The organism is Bradyrhizobium sp. Mp27 (genome assembly GCF_029953005.1).
Classification (GTDB): Bacteria; Pseudomonadota; Alphaproteobacteria; order Rhizobiales; family Xanthobacteraceae; genus Bradyrhizobium; species Bradyrhizobium barranii.
This window is the reverse complement of sequence record NZ_JASAUS010000353.1, coordinates 1-3,304: the sequence shown is the minus strand read 5'-3', so window position 1 is coordinate 3,304 and position 3,304 is coordinate 1. Positions and strand designations below refer to the sequence as shown.

The window sequence follows — 3,304 nt, the reverse complement described above, 5'->3', positions numbered from 1 at the left end:
TCGTCAGGCGGCGAAAAGCCGAAGGCAATCCTGTGCGCCTCGTCAGACAAGATGTGCGGCCGCATCAATCGGGCCCAAAAGCCGCACTCTCACGAATAGGACGGGCTAAGACGCACCCGCGCACCCCTTTTAGAGGGCCGCCCCTCAAGACTGCGGTGGGGGCCATGTTGGGCGCGCCCTACCGAGCCGTAAGGTGCCATACAGACGCACCCCGGGCAAGCCGAGCAACATCCTGCCGCGGCTCTACGCGGCCTCGTCAGCTTCTCGAAAGCTCGCGCGACTATAGGTCTGCTCAAGTGATCTTGGACGTGAGGCTAGCGTGGACCGGCAGAACTTTGATCCATCCAACGTAACAGCTTGGTCGCAAGTGCAGCACGACGTCTCGGAAGAGACGCACGCCGGCCAGGCCGGGCAAGAGGGCTTTGAGCAGCACTTGGCCGAGGCGCGCCCGCCTGATCCGGCTCCTGTCTCTAGGGGGGCGAGCCGGAGCCACCATCCCAATCTCTCTACGGAAGATCGGGACATTATCGACAAGGCGATTGCTCAATATGCAGGTCCGCGAAAACCGACAACGGTCTATCAGTATGTTCGAGGACTCCGTCGATTGATAAACGAAATCCGCGGTCGTGGCCAATCGACCGATCTAAGGGATCACCAATCCCTGGCCGAGCACGCCAAAGCTTACTTTCCGTTAGACAATGCTATCGTAACGGGGTTGAACATCCTTCGTGCGTATTATGAGCCGGGCCATGTAGCTTATGGCGCGCGACGCGCTGCCCCCTCAGCGGAAGACGCCCTTCTCATAGAGCATCTGACTAATCCCGGCGGACTCAACGAGAGTTCCTTTGGTTTATATCAGAATGCTCTTCGCCAATTTTCTGACAAACTCAAGGGCAAGGGCCAGACGATATCTGAACTGGATCAGGATTCGCGAGTCGCGTTCGCTCGTAGGTTGCTTCCGACGCACGCAACTCTCATCTCCGCGTTGGGGACGTTGGGTGACCAGCTCGACGCGAAACAAGTTTCAGGTCCGGGCGGCCCTCGGGAAGCCGGGGGCGATGGTGTCCCGTCGCCCAGGTCAGGCGGGGTTCCGGCGGAAGTCTGGGACCTGTTCGATGATGAGGCCGAGGAGCCGCCGGTCGATCCATCGGAACTTGAGCGGCTGGAGCATGAGCTTCGCGGGGAAATTCAGGGACGGCTAGGCGACCACCCCGCTCAGCCGCCCTTCTCCGTAGAGCCAGAGGGATTCACGTTTAATCCAGAGTCCCCTCCTGCGAAAGTTCGCCGATTGCTGGATGATCATTCCGCCCTGCCGCAAGTCTTCGTCAATCCAAACGACCTCAATGCAGACGCTGGCGTGCTGATGCGGGCTTCCCTCCACGAATTGGAGAGGCAGCCCACAATGCAGCAGAGCGGGCATGAACAACCTGCTGCACCGAGCAGGAGCAGCGTCCTCCCGAGCGGGGACAACCGACCGACCAGCTTCGTGATCAACACTGACCGTTACACGGCGTTGTTGGTGCCCGCGGGGATGACCAGGCAGAGCTTCCCGCTCCATCCTCGATCGGAAAACGCTCCGCAGCCCAGCGCGCCGTCGGGGAATCAAGCCTCGCCAGCACTGCCTTCACGCAGGATGGAGCAAGCCGCGCCGGCGTCCGACCGGGCTGAGGCGGTGTTCCCAGCGCTCGGCGAGACTTTTGATGCGTCTTTGTCCGCTCCCGAGGACTTCTCCCACGGCGCCCAGCCTGCGCCGGGTATGATGCGGTCCAGGTTGGGCCGCTGGGGTCAGTTTCCGGATGTGGCAGAGCGGGTAAAGACCTACGACATTCGCGGTGAACGCTATACGGCCGTGTTGGGACCGGGAGGGCCCGATGATGTTCGGCTCATTCACCTGCGGTCTCCCGCTGTCGGCGATACATTCGATGTTTCGTTCGCCGTTCCCAAGGATTTTTCTCATCGCACCCAGCCGGCGCCCGACATGATGCTGTCCACGTTGGGCAAGTGGGACTTCTTGCCTGTCGCGGAACATCCAATCATGAACTACGAGATTGGCGGCGAACGCTACACGGCCGTTTTGGGACCGAAAGGACCCAACGACGTTCACCTCATCCATCATCCTCGAGTTGCTGAAGAAGCTGCGCCAGCGGCACCGTCAGACGTCTACAACGTCCTTGATTTGCCGTCCACACCGGAGGAGCTGCCTGATTACGCGAACTATCTGTCGGCGTTCCCGCGCATACACTCCGGTGCCGAGATCGGGGCGTCGGGTCCGGCGGCCTCATCCCACGACCGTAGCGGGCGGGCTCTCGACCCCATGCAGTGGCTGGGCGACGAGCATATCCAGAGGGACTACGAGCTCCTGACGCAGGAGTTGCAAATGAATGATCCGAATCTTGCCGCCCGAACGCGGTTCGTCGATCCTCTCATTGCCTTTCGGTTGAGTTGGGGCGCCGAGCGCGACGCGCTCAGCGCATTGCAGCGCATCGTCTATGATCATGACAATGATGTAGCCGACTTCCTATTCCTGCCAGTGACCGATGCCAGTCCAACCCATCCTAACGGCACCCATTGGTCGCTGCTACTCGTAGATCGCTGCACGCGAGGAGTGCCGGTCGCCTATCATTACGATTCCGTCGAGGGACACAATGACGGGCCCGCAGAACGGCTCGCAGAACGGCTGGGCCTGACTCTGCAGCGAGCCGGAATGGCCCCGCAGCAGAACAGCTATGATTGCGGCGTGTTCGTGGTGGATGGCACACGGGAGCTGGTTCGACGATTGGCGCAAGGAGAGCGGCCACAAGCCGAGCCGCTGCACCTCGACAACCTCGTCGCCAATCGGCAGGAACTCCGGGACCGGCTTAGGGGTTGATGGCGATGCGCCCGTCCGGTAGGCGTGTCGATCTCCAGGGTTTTCGGCGGCGTTTCAGGACCGGCCGCTGTCGCCGCGAGCAAGCGCACGAAATCAGCTGAATGCAGGAGGACCTGTAAGGGTCGACGCCGTTAAAAAGGCAGTGAAGAGGGTTCACAACGCCGCCAGCGGCTATAAAAGCAAATCGTGCTGTGCGTCGGGCCGGCGGGTGGTTCCTGGAGAGACCATTCTGCCGGAGTTAGTTCAGCGCGAATCGTGACGAATTATTGCGATCACCTGCAGGGTGCTGCCTGCTACAGCGCAGAAGACGGCAAATCATGGATGTCCTAGCCCGTCTTATTCGTAAGAGTGCGCCTGAGGGCTGGCGAGCGTGGTGTAAAGCGCTGATACGGCGTAGGATTCGGTTGTGAAGCCAACCCCATCACCTCCAACCGC

The 3,304-nt window shown here is 60.9% G+C and carries 1 protein-coding gene; it reads left to right on the top strand.

Going from position 1 to position 3,304, the window contains the following annotated elements; all coding sequences use genetic code 11:
* Positions 1-319: 319 nt before the first annotated feature.
* Positions 320-2,869 (top strand): Ulp1 family isopeptidase, encoded by a 2,550-nt coding sequence (locus QJT78_RS49630; RefSeq protein ID WP_240537869.1) that lies wholly within the window; start codon positions 320-322, stop codon positions 2,867-2,869.
* Positions 2,870-3,304: the final 435 nt, after the last annotated feature.